The organism is Curtobacterium sp. Csp2 (assembly GCF_013347165.1).
Map to the genome: position 1 here is coordinate 3,318,570 of NZ_CP054593.1, position 15,604 is coordinate 3,334,173.

The following is a 15,604-nucleotide window of genomic DNA, read 5'->3' on the forward strand; positions in this document are numbered from 1 at the left end:
GTGTATAAGAGACAGGACGTCTTCTGCTCCATCGAAGGCGGTGCACGAGTGAGGCGAGGGCGTTCCGAGGGCGCAGCACGTCCGCGCACGCAGGGCGTGGGGGTAAGAGTGAGGAGTGTTGCGGCTCGGGTGGCAGGTGATGCGGGGGCTCCTCGGCCAGGTCGTCGACCTCGCGCGGGTCCGCCGTGCCCTGTGGATCGCCGGTGCCGTCGCTGCCGTGGTGCTCGGCGCGCTCGTCGCCCTGCACCTGGTGAACGGTTGGGCCGGGACGGGGAGCCTGCGGCCGGGGCTCGTGGTCGCGGCCGTGACGGCCAGCGTGTTCCTGCTCGTCTACGCCTGCTGCCCCACGGCGCGCGAGGTCGGCCCGGAGCTGCGGATCAACGGACGGCAGGTCCGGCCGAACACTGCGTTGGCGGTCCGGTGGGAGGTCCGCCCCTACCTGGACCGCGTCCGGCGCCCGGTGTACCCGGAGCACCGCGAGGCGATCCTGAACGACGTGCCCCTGCTGCAGCGCGGCCTGGTGCGCCGGCTGACCCGGCTCGCCCCGCTGCTGCTCGCCGTGGCGATCGGCGCAGCCGTGGTGCTCACGACAGGACGCGCTCAGGTGTTCGCGGTCCTGTGGCCGTTCGTGTACCTCTTCACACTGCCCGACATGGTGCTCCGGATCGGACGATCCGAACGGGCACGGCGGGACGCCCTCGCGACGCCGCCCGCGGCCCCGGAGCAGCGGCCGCAGTGGCGTCGGGACCCGAGCGGCTCGAAGCTGGGCCTGCCCGGGGAGTGACCGCCGGCCGGGTGTCGGTCCGGGCGGGCACACTGGGCGCATGTGTGGAAGGTTCGTCGTCTCCGACACCACGGCCGATCTGCTGCCCGAGCTCGTCGGTGAGCTCGCCGCGCGCACCGAGCACGTCGACCAGGAGACAGGCGAGGTGCACGCCGGCCTCGCCCCGAGCTGGAACGTCGCCCCGACGGACCCCGTGTACGCCGTCCGGCAGCGGCACGGGCAGCGCGAGCTCCCGCAGATCAGCTGGGGCTTCGTGCCGAGCTGGGCGAAGGACTTCCAGAAGCAGCGCCCGAAGCCGATCAACGCCCGGATCGAGACGGTCGCGACGAGCGGGATGTTCAAGCGGGCGTTCGCGACGAACCGGTGCATCGTCCCCGCGCTCGGGTACTACGAGTGGGTGGTGCGCGAGGACGGCAAGGAGCCGCACTTCGTGCACGAGCCCGGCGGCGCCCTGGCGATGGCCGGGGTGGTCAGCGCCTGGCCGGACCCGACCAAGCCCGAGGACGACCCGGACAAGTGGCGGCTGTCCCTGGCGATCATCACCCGGGACGCGCACGTGGCCCCGGGCGAGGTCCACGACCGGATGCCGGCGTTCCTGACCCCGGACGGCTACGACGACTGGCTCGACGGCAGCCTGGGCACGGACGACCTGCTCGCACTGCTCGACCACGAGTCGCTCGCGGTCGCAGCGGGGCTCGAGCAGTACGAGGTCTCGCGGGCGGTCAACAGCGTGCGGAACGAGGGCCCGCAGCTCATCGACCCCGTGCGCCGAGCCGACCGAGCGGACGAACCGGTCCCCCTCTTTGGGGACAAGAAACCCCCCGTCTGAGTCGCAGCTGGGAACCGGTGTCCCCAATAACGTGATGAACGGCCGTGTACCCGACACGACCGCTCTTCCCGAAGGACACCCGTGCCCTCCTTGCACCGCGCTCGACCGCGCCGTCGAACCCTCCGGCTGGTCGCCGGATCCGTCGCAACGACACTCGTCGCAGGGAGCGCCGCGCTCCTGTTGCCGCACGCCGCGTTCGCGGCCCCGGCCTTCGACGCGTCGAAGCTCTACGCCGTCCAGAGCTCGTCGTCGAACGTCGTGACGATCGACCGGACGACCGGGACGGCGACGACCGTCCTGACCGCCCCGACCGGTCCGGCGAACAACGGCAGCTTCAACCAGCTCGGCATCTCCGCCGACGGCGACAAGCTCTACATGACCGACAGTGCGACGGTCCGCGAGTACACCGCGTCGACGAACACCTGGGAGTCGACGCAGCGTTCGACCGGCGCCGCGGTCGGAACCACCATGGGCGGTGTCAACCCGAAGACGCAGCAGTACTTCTTCGGTGGTCAGACCAACGGCAAGTTCCTCTTCGACTCGTACGACCCGGCGACCAACAAGATCTCCACCACCCCGGTCACCGTCTCCGCGGCGGGAGCACCCGGCGGCAGTGGCGACCTGGCGTTCGACCGGCAGGGCAACCTGTACTTCGTGTCCAGCTCGGGCGCGAACAACAACTCGAACACCGCACAGCTCTACCGCGTCAACGCATCCGACCTCGGCGGTGGCAACACGACGGCGACCGCGGTCGGTCCGCTGATCACCAACACCCCGATCCTCAACTCGCTGGCCTTCGGCGACGACGGCTACCTCTACATCGCGGGGAACGGCACGAACTCGTTCCTCAAGGTCAACCCGGTGAACGGCAAGACCGTCGACACCAAGACCGTCGGCGTCTCGATCACCGACATGGCGTCGAACGCGGTGCCGTCGACCGGCCAGTCGCAGGGCGGCTTCACCGACGGTCGCGCGAAGCCGAGCGACCAGCTCACGACGACCATCAGCGGCGGTGACATCCCGACCCCGGTGAGCGCGACAACGTCGACCGGCAAGGACACCGTCACGGTGGGCCCGATCATCCTGCTGCCCGGCCAGAGCTACACGGTCGACCAGACCCCCGGGAACACCACGACCGACCCGAACGCCTACGACACGACGTACAAGTGCATCAACCTGGTCGACGGCTCGGTCGTCAAGCAGGGCACGGGCACCTCGGCGACGTTCACCGTCCCCGCCGCCGGCGGCGACGTGCAGTGCGTCTTCTCGAACCCGCTCAAGCCGACCGTGACGAACACCTCGTCGACGGGCAACGCACCCGGCCAGCCGGTGACCGTCGACCCGCTCGTGGGCTCGCAGGGCTCCATCGACCCGACCACCGTCACCCTGACCCCGAACACGCCGGACTCGACCGTGTCGAACGGCGGCAAGCAGCTCACCGTCCCCGGTGAGGGCACCTGGACCGTCGACCCGCAGTCCGGCAAGGTCACCTTCACGCCGGAGAGCGGCTCGACGAAGAACCCGACCCCGGTCACGTACACGGTCGACGACACCCGCGGCAACCAGACCTCCGGCCAGATCGCCGTGACGTACAAGGGGAACGCGCAGCCCGACACCGCGAAGACCACCCAGGGCACGGCCGTCACGGTCGACGTCCTGGCGAACGACCAGGGCGGCACCGTCGCCTCGAGCGTCGTCTTCCCGACCTCCGGCCAGCCGAAGGGCGCGCAGGTCTCCACCGACGGCAAGCAGCTGACGGTCCCCGGCGAGGGCACGTACACGATCGACCCGAGCACCGGGAAGGTCACGTTCACCCCGGACCCCGCGTTCCGCGGCACCACCTCGCCCGTGTCGTACCAGGTCGCCGACGCCGACGGCGCGACGTCCACGGCGACGATCACGGTGCAGGTCGCTGCGGTCGGCCCGACGGCGAAGAACGAGACCGCCACGACCCAGCAGAACACCCCGACCACGGTCGACGTCGTCAGCGACGCCGCCCCGGGCGTGCAGGGCGGCACCCCCGTCGACCCGACGAAGGTCACCTTCCCGACCACGGGCCAGCCGGCCGGCGCCACCACGAGCACCGACGGCCGCCAGCTGACCGTCCCGGGCCAGGGCACGTACACCGCCGACCCGACCACCGGGAAGATCACGTTCACCCCGGCGCAGGGCTTCACCGGCACCACCACCCCCGTCTCCTACCAGGTCGGTGACACCGGCGGCGCGACCGGCACCGGCACGCTGACCGTCACCGTCACGGCCGTCACCCCGACCGCGAAGGACGACACGGTCACCCTCGCGCAGGGCGACACGGCCACGGTCAACGTCCTCGGCAACGACACCCCGGGCAACGCGGCGACCCCGCTCGACCCCACCAGCGTGACGTTCCCCGGCAACGGCACGAAGCAGCTCACCGTCCCGGGCGAGGGCTCGTACGCGATCGACCCGAAGTCCGGGAAGGTCACCTTCACCCCCGAGCCGACCTTCCGCGGTACCGCGACGCCCGTGACCTACCAGGTCGCCGACGTCGATGGTCACACCGCGTCGGCGACGATCACCGCGACGGTCACCCCGGTCGGCCCCGCGGCGAAGGACGACACCGCGAAGACCGAGCAGAACGATCCGGTCGTCGTGGACGTCACCGCGAACGACCAGCCCGGTGTCGCGAACGGCACCCCGGTCGACCCGACCAGCGTGGTCTTCCCGACCTCCGGCCAGCCGAACGGTTCCACCGTGTCGACGGACGGCAAGCAGCTCACCGTCCCCGGCCAGGCGACGTACGTGATCGACCCGACCACCGGGAAGGTCATCGTCACCCCGGCGCAGGGCTTCACCGGCACCACCGCGCCGGTGACCTACCAGGTCGCCGACACCGGCAAGGCCACGGGCACCGCGACGATCAGCGTGACGGTCAGCGCCGTCAGCCCGACCGCGAAGGACGACACCGCGACGACCGACCAGGGCAGCGCGACCACCGTCGACGTCCTGGCGAACGACACCGCCGGCAACGCCCAGACCCCGCTCGACCCCACCACCGTGACGTTCCGCAGCACCAAGACGGGCACGACGAGCACGGACGGCAAGCAGCTGACCGTCCCCGGCGAGGGCACGTACACGATCGACCCGACCACCGGCAAGGTCACCTTCACGCCCGAGGCCACGTTCCGCGGCACCGCCACCCCGGTGACGTACCAGGTCGCGGACACCGACGGCACGACGGCCACGGCGACGATCACCGTGACGGCGAAGCCGGTCGGCCCGAAGGTCGCGAAGGACACCACCGCGACCACGTCGCAGAACACCCCGGCGACCTTCGACGTCGCCGGTGCCGCCAGCCCCGGCGTCAAGAGCGGCACGCCCGTCGACCCGACGAGCGTCGTCTTCCCGAAGGACGGGCAGCCGACCGGCGCCACGGTGTCGGACGACGGCAAGCAGCTCACCGTCTCCGGTGAGGGCACCTACACGGTCGACCCGAAGACGGGCGTGGTCACGTTCACACCGGCGCCCGGGTTCTCCGGCACCACCACCCCGGTGACCTACCAGGTGAGCGACACCGGCGGGCAGACGTCGACCGGTCAGCTGACCACCACGGTCACCGCGGTCTCGCCGACCGCCGAGCCGGACACCGCCACGCTCGCACAGGGCGACTCCGCGACGATCGACGTGCTCGGCAACGACCACGGCGGCAACGCGGCGACCCCGCTCGACCCGGAGAGCGTCGTCTTCCCGGCTGCAGGCCAGCCCGCGGGCGCCGTCGGCACCGAGAGCGCGAAGCAGCTCGTGGTCCCCGGCCAGGGCACGTACGTGATCGACCCGGAGTCGGGCACGGTGACCTTCACGCCCGAGCCGACGTTCCGCGGCACCGCGACGCCGGTGACCTACCAGGTCGCCGACGTCGACAGGCACACCGCCACGGCGACGATCACCGCCACGGTCACCCCGGTCGGCCCGGCGGCGAAGGACGACAGCGCGACGACCGAGCAGAACACCCCGGTCTCGATCACGGTCCTGAGCAACGACGGCCCCGGCGTCGAGGACGGCACGCCGCTCGATCCCGCCAGCGTGGTGTTCCCGGCGACGGGCCAGCCGGACGGCGCCGCGGTCAGCACGGACGGCAAGCAGCTGACCGTCGCCGGCCAGGGCACCTACACCGTCGACCCGGCGACCGGGAAGGTGACGTTCGCCCCGGCGCAGGGCTTCGGTGGCGCTGCCGCGCCGGTGACCTACCGGGTCGCCGACACGGGCGGGGTGTCCGCTGCTGCGACGATCACCGTCACGGTCACCTCGGTCGCGCCCGCCGCGCACGACGACTGGGCGAGCACCGCGATGGACACCCCGGTGACGATGTCGGTCCTGAGCAACGACGACGCCGGGAACGCCGCGACGCCGATCGTCCGGACCACCGTCCGGCTGATCGACGGCTCCGGCGCCTCGGTGTCCCGCATCGCGGTGCCCCGGAACGGTGTCTGGTCGGTGAACGACGCGGACGGGACCGTGACCTTCACGCCGGAACCGGGGTTCTCGGGTCCGACGCAGGGGAACTACCGGATCACGGACACCGACGGGCGCACGAGCGACGCCGTCATGACCGTGGTCGTCGGCACCCCGCCGACCGCGAAGGCGGACCACCGTGACGGCAAGCCCGGCACCGCGACCGTCGTCGACGTCCTCGGCAACGACGGCCCCGGCACCGCGCCGATCGACCCCGCATCGGTCCGTCTGGTCGACCCGAAGACGGGCAAGCTCGTCGACACCGTGACGATCGCCGGCGAGGGCACCTTCACGGTCCAGCCCTCGGGCACGGTCACCTTCACCCCGGTCGACGGCTACGCCGGGACCGCCACGATCCGGTACTCGGTCGCCGGCGAGGACGGCAGCCGCGCCACCGCGGCGGTCTCGGTCACGATCCCGGTCGTGCCCGGCATCACGCAGAACCCGGCGAAGGGCGGCGGCGTCATCGTCACCACCCCGAGCGGCGACCGTCTGGCCTTCACCGGCAGCGACGTGCTGTGGCCCGGCCTCGGCGCCTCGTTCGTCCTGATGGCGATCGGCCTCGGCCTGGTCCTGCTGCACCGCCGCCGCACGGCACAGGAGCGCTGACCGGAAACCAGCTGATCAAGAACGGCGAAGGGCCGGGACACCAGATGGTGTCCCGGCCCTTCGCCGTTGCGTGCGGATCGGCTCAGTCGAGCGTCCGCCGCACGTCCGGCAGCAGCTCGTGGAGCCGCTCCGCCAGACGGTCCTGGGCTTCGTGCAGGGACCGGAAGTCCCCGACGTACTGCCCGTAGGTGTCCGAAACGAAGAAGTGCGCGCCCTGCTGGTCGACCACTCCCCCGTAGTACCCGCCGTAGTTCGCCGCCCAGAGCCCCGTGTCGGCTTCGGACCAGACGACGTGCGCCCGGGCCGGTGCGTCGGGTGACACGACCCCGGCAGCGATGCCGGTGATGACCTCGATGGTCGCCGTGTCCACGGTCACCTCGGCCTGGTGGCTGCTGGTGACGCTCGTGCTCATGGTGGTGCTCCTCGTGATGGTGGTGCTGGTGGATCCGTGCAGTGTGGTGTTGTCGCGGGGCCCGTCCGACGACGGGCCGAGATGGTCGCCAGGCACTAGTCGATCGGCCGGATGACGGCCGGCAGCATGACGTGCAGCTGGTCGGCGAGCTTGGCCTGGGCGTCCTCGAGCGTGGCGAAGTCGCCGACGACCAGGCCGAAGGTGTCGGAGGCGACGTAACGGCCGTCGCGCTTGTCGACGGTGCCGCCGAAGTAGCCGCCGTAGTTGGCGATCCACTCGCCGTCGTCTTCCTGCGTCCAGGTGGTCTTCGCGCGGGCGGCACGACCGGCGTGCTCGGCTTCCGCTTCGAGGATCGCGATGACGTCGACGGTCTCGGTGTCGAGCGTGACCTCGGCTCGGCTGTCGGTGGTGACGGTGATGCTCATTTGTCGCTCTCCTTCGCGATCCGGGGTACATCTGCTGACATCAGAAACCTACGGGGCCGACCGTCGGCAGCGCCAGCGATGCCCGCCGATTCACGGGTCGCACCAATGCGATCGATCGGGTATCCCCGGAAATCCGGGGTTGGGGGACGCAAGAACGGGGTACAGGCCCGAAACGGGGTACTCGTTTCGCGGATGAACGACTTCCCGGGGGACGTCGCGGCCGTCGGACGGTCGCCAGCGGCCGGGAGGCGCGGCACAGTACGGTCGGTTCCCGTGACCACCGCGAGCAGGACGACCGCCGTCCGGATCGTGCTGTGGGCGGCGGTCGGACTGCTGGTCGCCCTCCTGCTCGTGCCGGGCACCGCGGACGGGCTGCGGTCCGCCCTGGGCCGCGCCCTCGCGGCGCTGCGCGCCCTCGGGCACGGCACCCTCGACGTCGACCCGGGCTTCGCGATGGCGATGGTCGTGACGGTGGTGACCGTCCCGGTGCCGGTGCTGCTCGCGGTGGTGGGGCGTGCCTCCAGGCCGGGTGGTGTGCGGCAGCGCGCGGACGTGAGCGGACTGCTCGTCCTGGTGCTCGCCGCGGCCGCGGCGGTGCACGCCGACGGACGGTGGGACCGCTTCCGGGACGTCGCGACCGCCGGACTGGTCGGGGTGCTGCTCGGCAGCCTGCTCGACGCGGCGGTGCACGCGCGGGAGCGGGCGGCGCACGCCTCGGTGCGGAGCAAGCGGGTGGCGTGGACGATCGCGGGGGCCTACGGGCTGCTGGTGGTGCTCGTGGCGACGTGGGGGACGCCGGTCGACGGCGGGATCCACCCGTGGCTCGTGCGGGCCCTCGCGGCCGGGCAGCGACTCGGGGCGCCGTCGTGGCTCGGGTACAGCGCGGTCGAGTTCACGGCGAACGTGGTGTTCTTCGCGCCGTTCGGGTTCCTGGCCGTGCTCCTGCTCGGCGCCCGGCGGTGGTGGGTGGGGATGCTCGGCGGCTTCCTGGTGAGCTGCGCGATCGAGACGACGCAGGCGCTGTTCCTGCCGGCGCGGTTCGCGTCGGTGGACGACGTGCTCGCGAACACCTCGGGGGCCGTGCTCGGGGTGCTGCTGGGGGTCGTGGTGCTGGGGCGGGTGCGGCAGGCCTGAGCGGTCGTTGTTGCATCGGGCATGCTGTCCGAGTTCGGCACTGACGACTGAAGAAGCACAGAGCGCGCCCCTGCCGGAAACAAACGTGACCTACCGTCAGCGCATGGCCCGACCCGAACGCCGCCCCTACCATCCGCCCTCGATGTTCCCGTGGTGGTTGTGGATCGCCGCGCCGCTGGCGGTGGTCGCCGTCGTGGCGATCGCGTTGCTCGTCGCCTGACGACCACCCGCCTGACGACCACTCGTCCCACGACGAGAAGAACCCCCGGCACCGAGGTGCCGGGGGGTTCTGTCAGTCGAGCGAGGCTCAGACGGTCTCGCGCTGGCGACGGACCGACTTGCGGACGACCAGCAGGCCACCACCGAGGACGATGGCGCCACCGGCAGCCCAGAGGCCGAGCGTGGAGATGGTGCCACCCGTGAAGGCGAGCTCACCGGGGGTGCCGGTGTTGCCGTTGGCGGCGACCGAGGTCGCGCCGGCCGGGGCGATCGTGAAGGTCGCGAAGCCGGTCACACCGGAGGTCGCGCCCGTCGCGGTCAGGTTGTACGTGCCCGAGCCACCGGCCGGGAACGTGACGCGCACGGTGAGCGAGCCGTCGGCGTTCGCGGTGTAGTCCTTCGAGACGGTCGTGGTCGGCAGGGCGCCGAGCGTGACCGCACCGGCACCGGTGACCTGCACGCGGACCGACTCGTTGTCCTGGAAGGCGCCCGGCGTGAAGGCGACCGTCGCCGTGCCCCCGGCGGTGTAGCTACCCGAGACCGACACGTCGGAGTCCGGCGTGTACCCAGCAGCGTTGGCCGCGGTCGGGATGGCGATGAAAGCTGCGCCCGCGAGGACGGCAGCGGCGATGAGCTTCTTCATAGAAGTGTTTCCCCTAGTGATCTGATCCATCAGACCCTGACACCCAGAGCCCGTGCACCGCGCGCGAACCACGTGGTGCACGCGGTTGCTATGGCGAAGTTCCCTCAATCTAGCGGGAATCCTCAGGTTGTTGCCACCGGATCCGAAAGTTTCGCGAAATGTAACGCGGCGAGACCTTGGGTGGACGAGTCACACCAAGGGCACCCACACCCTCACGACACAGTCCTCGGCACCCGAAACCCCAGGTCAACGTCGCATGGGGCATCAAGTCCGGCGCTTGCCTCCACCGGCTGAGCGCTGGGTGCGAACGCGGTCGTGGTGCTCAGGAAGCAGGTCGCACCCCCCGATCTGGGGTCGGCTCAGATCGCGTTTGGCGGATCAACACGCCGGAAGCTGCCGCCTCGGCGCCCGCAGCAGTCCTATGGTTCGCGCTAGCCCTGCGGGACCGGAGCGGCGCAGTCGAACCGCAGCGGCAGGGTCTTCGTCTGCTCGACACCCGGGGTGGACAGCACCTCCGTGCCGGCCTTCGCGTTCTTGGCCTGCCCGAGGAAGGCGACGCGGAACGTCGCACTCTCGCCCGGCGCCAGGACGGTCCGCAGCTGCGCAACCGGGTGGCCGTCGTCGGTCGCCGTCTGCACACCGACCGCCTTGCCGTCCTGCGAGGCGCCGAGGAAGATCGCGTTCTGCGGCGCGTAGACCGCGATGAGCGTCTTGATCTTGCCGGGCTCGGTGTCGAACGCGCCACCGCCGGTCACGTACTCCGGCAGGCTGGTGGCCGCGTCGGCTGGCGCGGTGTTCTTGATCGTGACCTCGACCGCGGAGGTCGGCAGGCCGTCCTTCCGGCAGACCGAGGATCCCACCGAGATCGTCTTCTGCAGGTAGTAGTCCATCTTCGAGCCGGTGCCGTCGTTCAGGTAGACGCCGAACTGCCGGGTCTCCTGGTCAGCGGTCGGCAGCGTGCCGGCGACGGCCGTGCCGTCGATGAGCTGTTCCTCGGACGAGTCGGCGCTCCAGAGGCGGAGCCGTCCCTCCCCCGCCGACTGCGTCAGCGCGGCGACGAACTGCTTTGCGTCGAACCCGCCGCTCGAGACCTTCTCGAAGACCGCGCTGGCTGCCGAGGCGAAGAACGCGTCCTGCACCTTCGGGTCGGAGTACTTCGCGTACGCCTCGCTCAGGAGCAGCTTGACGGCGTTGTCGGACGTGAGCGTGTCACCGGTCGCGAGCTGCACGGGGCCGGTGGCCTTGAGGAGGTAGCCGAGGGTCACGGGGTCGATGGCGATGACGCCGTTGACCTGCTGCCCGGTCTCGCGCTGCCACATCGCCTGGGCGAGCTTGCCGGAGACGTCGAAGCGCGGGGTGAGCGTGACGTCTTGCATGTACTGCCCGGTGATGTCGCCGTAGAGTCCCTTCGTGCCGTCGTCGAGCGGGAGCACCGACTCGGGGTAGGGCCCGAACGAGGAGCCCGAGCGCTGGTCCCCGAAGGCGACGGAGCCGTCGTTCACGTTGAGGAGCGCCACAGCGCCGGGGATCCCGCCACCGGCGCGCAGCTCGGCGTTGTTCTGGAAGAGCAGCAGGTACTGGCGGTCGCCGTCGGCGCCGAGCATCGCCGGGGCGAGCTGCACCACGCGGTTCGCGGTGTCGACCTGGCCGTGCACGGACGTCAGGGCGTTCCTGAGTTGGTTGACCGCGGACGTCACCGGCGACAGCGTGTTGGCGGTGTCGATCGCATCGGCGTCCTTGACGGCCTTGTCGATCGTCGCGGTCGCCTTGGCCACCGGTGCCTGCGCCTGCGCGAGGGGCTGCAGGTCGACCTTGCCGTTCTTCGGCGCGAACGAGTCGGTGCCGAGCTTGCCGACGACGCTCGCGACCGGGCTGACCGCACCCTGCGACACGTCGTCGACGACGCCGGCGATCTGACGGACCGCACGCAGATTGGTGCCGAAGAACGGGACGTGCTCCGAAGCGCGCCAGACCGGGTCGCCGGTCAACGAGCGGGCCGCGCCGGCTTCGTCCTCCAGGTGCGCGGCCGTCTTCTCCGCACTCGCGGTGTCGCCACCCGTCAGCTGTGTCCGGAGTGTCTGGACGTCGGCGACGGCGTTCTCCAGGTGGCCCTTCGCGAGCACACCGCGCACCCCCACCCAGGCGACGGCGAGGATGACGAGCAGGACGATGGCCAAGACGATCCACAGCACGATCCGGGCCCTGTTCCCCCGGCGTACAGCAGTGCGTCGCGACTCGGGCAGGTCGGACATGAGGACAATCTTACGGTCCCTCATGTCCGCCACCCGTCACTGACGGATCGAGTCGGCGTTCTCGTGGAACCAGTCGATCGTGCTGCGCAGACCGTCCTCGAGCCCGATCTGCGCGGTCCACCCTGCCTCGGCGAGCTTCGACACGTCGAGCAGCTTCTGCGGCGTGCCGTCGGGCTTCGACGTGTCCCACACGGTCTCGCCCTCGAACCCGACGACCTTCGCGATGGTCTCGGCGATCTCGCGGATCGTCACGTCCGATCCGGTGCCGACGTTGACCTGGTCGGGCCCGTCGTAGTGCTCGATCAGGTGGAACACCGCGGCGGCCATGTCGTCGACGTGCAGGAACTCGCGGCGCGGTGTCCCGGTGCCCCAGTTCTCGACGCAGTCCACGCCGTCCTGGACCGCTTCGTCGTAGCGACGGATCAGTGCGGGCAGGACGTGCGACCCCGTCGGCGAGAAGTTGTCGCCGGGCCCGTACAGGTTCGTCGGCATCGCCGAGATCCACGGCAGTCCGTGCTGTCGACGCACGGCCTGCACCTGCAGGATCCCCGCGATCTTCGCGATCGCGTACGCGTCGTTCGTCGGCTCCAGGTGCCCGGTCAGCAGGGCGTCCTCGTGGATCGGCTGCTCGGCGAGCTTCGGGTAGATGCACGACGACCCGAGGAACACCAGGCGCTCGACACGGTGCTCGACCGCAGCGTCCATGACGTTCACCTGGATCTGCAGGTTCTCGCTGAGGAAGTCGTGCGGGTAGGTGTTGTTCGCGAGGATCCCGCCGACCTTCGCGGCCGCGAGCACGACGTGCTTCGGGCGCTCCTGCGCGAAGAACTCGAAGACCGCGGCGCGGTCCTTGAGGTCCAGCTCGGCGGACGTCCGGCTCACGAGGTCGGTGAAGCCCTCGGCCTCGAACTTCCGCTGCACCGCGGAGCCCACGAGTCCACGGTGGCCGGCGATGTACACGCGGTCGGACCGATCGAGCGGCCCGGGGGTGAAGGAGGTCTCGGTCATCAGGACTCCCAGCTCGCGAGCTTCACGGTGTCGATCCACGGACGGCCCTCGTGGTCGAGCGCCTCGATGTCGGCGTCGACCATGATGCGGGCGAGTTCCGCCGTGTCGACCGTGGCCTTCCAGCCGAGCTTCTCCTTGGCCTTCGACGCGTCGCCGACCAGGGCGTCCACCTCGCTCGGGCGCAGGTAGCGCTCGTCGAACCGGACGTGGTCTTCCCAGTTCAGCCCGGCGTGCGAGAACGCCGTCGACAGGAAGTCCTTCACTGTGAAGTTGCCCCCGGTGGCGAGGACGAAGTCGTCCGGCTCGTCGACCTGCAGCATCCGCCACATGCCTTCGACGTACTCCGCGGCGTAGCCCCAGTCACGCACCGAGTCGAGGTTGCCGAGGTAGACATGGTCCTCGAGCCCCGCCTTGATCCGCGCCACCGCACGGGTGATCTTCCGGGTCACGAACGTCTCACCGCGGCGCGGGGACTCGTGGTTGAAGAGGATGCCGTTGACGGCGAACATGCCGTACGCCTCGCGGTAGTTCCGGGTCACCCAGTAGCTGTAGACCTTCGCGGCGCCGTACGGGGAGCGCGGCCAGAACGGCGTCTCCTCGTTCTGCGGGGGCGGCGTCGCGCCGAACATCTCGGACGACGATGCCTGGTAGAAGCGCGTGTGGATGCCGGACATCCGGACGGCCTCGAGCATGCGCATCGAGCCGACGCCCGTGACGTCACCGGTGTGTTCTGGCTCGTCGAACGAGACGCGCACATGCGACTGCGCGGCCAGGTTGTAGACCTCGTCCGGCTTCAGCTCGCCGAGCAGGCTGACGAGCCGCGCCCCGTCACCGAGGTCGCCGTAGTGCAGGAAGAGCTTGGCGTCCGGGTTGTGCGGGTCGACGTAGAGGTGGTCGATCCGCGAGGTGTTGAAGGTCGAGGCGCGGCGGATGACTCCGTGCACCTCGTACCCCTTCCGGAGCAGCAGCTCAGCCAGATACGACCCGTCCTGTCCGGTGATGCCCGTGATGAGTGCGCGCTTGGTCAATCGTTTCCCGATCCCGTGGAGGTAGCAGCCCGACGTCCCCGCGTCAGCCCCTGCAGAAGTTGAGCATAAGTGTTGAATGATGCCTGGCTGGACAGACGCTCCCGACGGAAGCGCTGACCGGCGAGGCCCATCTCCGCAGCCCGCTGCGGGTCGGTTGAGAGTCCCTCAGCCACCTCGAGCAGCGCTCGAGGGTCGCCAGCCGCAACGGGGACGCCACCGCCAGACAGGACCACCTCGCTTTCGGTAACGCTCCCCGGGTCCGTCGCTGCCACGACGGGAAGGCCGGTACTGAAGTAGGAGGTGAGCTTGCTCGGGACCGCCATCCCCGCGACACCTGGCTTCTCGTTGACGAGCAGCGCATCTGCGGCCGCGAGGGCGCGGCGGAACTCAGCGTCAGGGAGCGAACCGAGCATCTGCAATGAGGGGACATCCTCGGCGGCCCGCTGGAGTACGCGGCGCTGGTTCCCATCGCCGAGGAGCACGAAACGGACCTGACTGCCATTTGTTCCAGCGAGCTTTGCCGCCTCGACGACGTTCTCGAGCCCCTGCTTGACGCCCATGTTGCCGGCATGCAGAACGACGAATTCGTCGTCCGTCCAACCGAGTTCCGCTCGTGCGGCAGCCCGGTCGATCGGTTCACCGTCCTCCAGGTGCGACCAGTTACGCACGACTGTCACGGCACTCGGAGCGACCCCGAGCTGCTGGACAACCGTGTCACGGAATCGCTCGTGGATCACAACGACCGCGTCCGCTCTCCTGAGCAACCATCCCTCGAGCGCCGCGACCGCCCGCGCAAGTCGACCCGGTCGTTCACCGAGCTCCCGCAATCCGAGCGAGTACAGGTCCTGAACCCAGACGATCACGGGAGTCCGTCCGCCGAGCCGTGCACGGAGAAACGCGATCGCACTGGACAAGAGCGCGGGCGACACGAGCACGATGGCGTCCGGCCGGCCGAACCGTGCCAGCGACGAAGCGAGTCCGAACGATATCTCCGACGCTGCACGCGACGCCCCGCTCGGCTTCGAGGGAAGGCGGTGACGGAACCGCTCTACGACCACGCCAGCTCGCGACTCACGAGATCGACGGAGAGGCTCACCGTCAAACCGCCACTGCGGATAGTGGGGGTGCGCAGTCAAGGCGCGCACGCGGAAGCCGCGGCGCGCGAGCTCCTCGGCCAGACCTGCCGAGTACGGCGCGATCCCAGTGGTCTCGGGGGTGTAGTTCATGCCAATCAGCAGAACCGACAAGGGGGTCGTCACCGGCTGAACATAACAGGCGTTATGGGATCGCACTTCGACTGCGCGCGTAACCACCCGTGGACGGCAGGGGTGATTGGCTAGCGCCCTGACGTCCAATCCGACACAGCGGCCGACCGAGCACCCAAGGTGTCTCGCCCCCACACCCGCCCCACGATTGGTGGTTTCATGCAAGTGGTCATCCATTGGACAGCAAGTCTGCTGCCGAGTGCGCTTCGTTGACCCTAGGCTAGGGGGCAAGGCTGCGACCTGGGGATCGTGGACAGTCCAGCAGTTGCCATCTTTTCTCTCCTGCGCCTCGGAGCGCCAGTATCGAATGGAGTCGCATGGCGTCCGTCGCTGTCGTTCAGCCCTACATTCCAGAATATCGCATTCCGTTTTTCGAAGCGGTGGAGGCGCGATTACGCGGCCAAGGGCACACATTTGTCGTCCTCGCCGGAACCGCAGATGCAGATCAGGCCGTTCGGGGAGACACGGCCCGGTTGCCGGGAATCGAAGTGCCTCTCCAGACTCG

Annotated in this window: 11 protein-coding genes; 4 read left to right on the forward strand and 7 right to left on the reverse strand. The window is 69.9% G+C overall.

Annotated features, from left to right (window positions below; translation table 11 throughout):
* Window positions 1-115 precede the first annotated feature (115 nt).
* From HUN59_RS16140 to HUN59_RS16150, 3 genes are all read left to right on the forward strand, one after another.
* Entirely contained in the window at window positions 116-784 is a 669-nt protein-coding gene (locus HUN59_RS16140; RefSeq protein ID WP_174778934.1) for a hypothetical protein, read from the forward strand.
* Window positions 785-824: 40 nt separating this feature from the next.
* Window positions 825-1,613, forward strand: coding sequence for an SOS response-associated peptidase (locus tag HUN59_RS16145; protein WP_083519991.1), 789 nt, complete (start codon window positions 825-827; stop codon window positions 1,611-1,613).
* Between the two features lie 81 nt (window positions 1,614-1,694).
* Window positions 1,695-6,713 carry a beta strand repeat-containing protein gene (locus HUN59_RS16150; protein WP_174778935.1) on the forward strand — a complete coding sequence of 1,673 codons (5,019 nt, stop codon included), beginning with the start codon at window positions 1,695-1,697 and terminating at the stop codon, window positions 6,711-6,713.
* Window positions 6,714-6,795: 82 nt separating this feature from the next.
* Here HUN59_RS16150 and HUN59_RS16155 read toward each other — a convergent pair whose 3' ends face one another.
* Entirely contained in the window at window positions 6,796-7,125 is a 330-nt protein-coding gene (locus HUN59_RS16155; RefSeq protein WP_058742193.1) for a hypothetical protein, read from the reverse strand.
* Window positions 7,126-7,220: 95 nt separating this feature from the next.
* A complete protein-coding gene (locus HUN59_RS16160; protein WP_058742194.1) occupies window positions 7,221-7,550 on the reverse strand; it encodes a hypothetical protein in 330 nt (109 codons plus the stop codon).
* Between the two features lie 273 nt (window positions 7,551-7,823).
* Between HUN59_RS16160 and HUN59_RS16165 the strand changes: the two genes are divergently transcribed.
* Window positions 7,824-8,684 (forward strand): VanZ family protein, encoded by an 861-nt coding sequence (locus tag HUN59_RS16165; RefSeq protein WP_174778936.1) that lies wholly within the window; start codon window positions 7,824-7,826, stop codon window positions 8,682-8,684.
* Window positions 8,685-8,991: 307 nt separating this feature from the next.
* Here the strand turns inward: HUN59_RS16165 and HUN59_RS16170 are convergent, their stop codons facing one another.
* The 5 genes from HUN59_RS16170 to HUN59_RS16190 form a co-directional block, all read right to left on the reverse strand.
* Window positions 8,992-9,546, reverse strand: a complete 555-nt coding sequence (locus HUN59_RS16170) for a hypothetical protein (RefSeq protein ID WP_058742196.1) — start codon at window positions 9,544-9,546, stop codon at window positions 8,992-8,994.
* A 431-nt stretch (window positions 9,547-9,977) separates the two neighbouring features.
* The gene (locus HUN59_RS16175; protein WP_174778937.1) at window positions 9,978-11,798 is read right to left on the reverse strand and encodes a DUF4012 domain-containing protein; all 1,821 of its coding nucleotides are present in this window, start codon (window positions 11,796-11,798) and stop codon (window positions 9,978-9,980) included.
* Between the two features lie 36 nt (window positions 11,799-11,834).
* Window positions 11,835-12,806, reverse strand: coding sequence for a GDP-L-fucose synthase family protein (locus HUN59_RS16180; RefSeq protein ID WP_174778938.1), 972 nt, complete (start codon window positions 12,804-12,806; stop codon window positions 11,835-11,837).
* Window positions 12,806-13,834, reverse strand: coding sequence for a GDP-mannose 4,6-dehydratase (gene gmd, locus HUN59_RS16185; RefSeq protein WP_174778939.1), 1,029 nt, complete (start codon window positions 13,832-13,834; stop codon window positions 12,806-12,808). Before gmd ends, HUN59_RS16180 begins: the two co-directional genes overlap by 1 nt.
* Entirely contained in the window at window positions 13,831-15,093 is a 1,263-nt protein-coding gene (locus tag HUN59_RS16190; RefSeq protein ID WP_174778940.1) for a glycosyltransferase family 4 protein, read from the reverse strand. The genes gmd and HUN59_RS16190 overlap by 4 nt, the downstream gene beginning before the upstream one ends.
* Window positions 15,094-15,604: the final 511 nt, after the last annotated feature.

Bases quoted from the DNA above. Each gene is read 5' to 3' on its own strand.
- HUN59_RS16180 (WP_174778938.1), bottom strand. From the start codon at position 12,806: ATGACCGAGACCTCCTTCACCCCCGGGCCGCTCGATCGGTCCGACCGC.
- HUN59_RS16170 (WP_058742196.1), bottom strand. From the start codon at position 9,546: ATGAAGAAGCTCATCGCCGCTGCCGTCCTCGCGGGCGCAGCTTTCATC.
- HUN59_RS16155 (WP_058742193.1), bottom strand. From the start codon at position 7,125: ATGAGCACGAGCGTCACCAGCAGCCACCAGGCCGAGGTGACCGTGGAC.
- HUN59_RS16175 (WP_174778937.1), bottom strand. From the start codon at position 11,798: ATGTCCGACCTGCCCGAGTCGCGACGCACTGCTGTACGCCGGGGGAAC.
- HUN59_RS16145 (WP_083519991.1), top strand. From the start codon at position 825: ATGTGTGGAAGGTTCGTCGTCTCCGACACCACGGCCGATCTGCTGCCC.
- HUN59_RS16160 (WP_058742194.1), bottom strand. From the start codon at position 7,550: ATGAGCATCACCGTCACCACCGACAGCCGAGCCGAGGTCACGCTCGAC.